Origin of the sequence: Alkalibacillus haloalkaliphilus C5 (assembly GCF_000269905.1) — a bacterium.
Classification (GTDB): domain Bacteria; phylum Bacillota; class Bacilli; order Bacillales; family Alkalibacillaceae; genus Alkalibacillus; species Alkalibacillus haloalkaliphilus_A.
In genome coordinates this window covers 1-363 of sequence record NZ_AKIF01000304.1, presented here as the reverse complement: position 1 = coordinate 363, position 363 = coordinate 1, and the positions used below count along the sequence as shown (strand labels likewise).

General features: G+C 50.7%; 3 tRNA genes. All 3 read left to right on the top strand.

Annotated features, from left to right (window positions below):
- Window positions 1-12 precede the first annotated feature (12 nt).
- Window positions 13-89, top strand: a tRNA-Thr gene (locus A194_RS0116625).
- A gap of 43 nt (window positions 90-132) precedes the next feature.
- Window positions 133-208, top strand: a tRNA-Lys gene (locus tag A194_RS0116620).
- A gap of 5 nt (window positions 209-213) precedes the next feature.
- Window positions 214-298: transfer RNA gene (locus A194_RS0116615), tRNA-Leu, on the top strand.
- The last annotated feature ends 65 nt before the right edge of the window (window positions 299-363 follow it).

The following is a 363-nucleotide window of genomic DNA, read 5'->3' as shown; positions in this document are numbered from 1 at the left end:
TTTAAATCAATAGCCGACCTAGCTCAATCTGGCAGAGCAACTGACTTGTAATCAGTAGGTTGGGGGTTCGAGTCCCTCGGTCGGCACCATTCAAGTTAAAATAACATTAATCTGCAAGATTAAGTTAGCGATGAGCCATTAGCTCAGTTGGTAGAGCATCTGACTTTTAATCAGAGGGTCGGAGGTTCGAATCCTCCATGGCTCACCATCCGCGCGGGTGTGGCGGAATTGGCAGACGCGCTAGACTTAGGATCTAGTGTCTTTCGACGTGGGGGTTCGACTCCCTCCACCCGCACCATTTTAATATTGCGGAAGTAGTTCAGCGGTAGAACACCACCTTGCCAAGGTGGGGGTCGCGGGTTC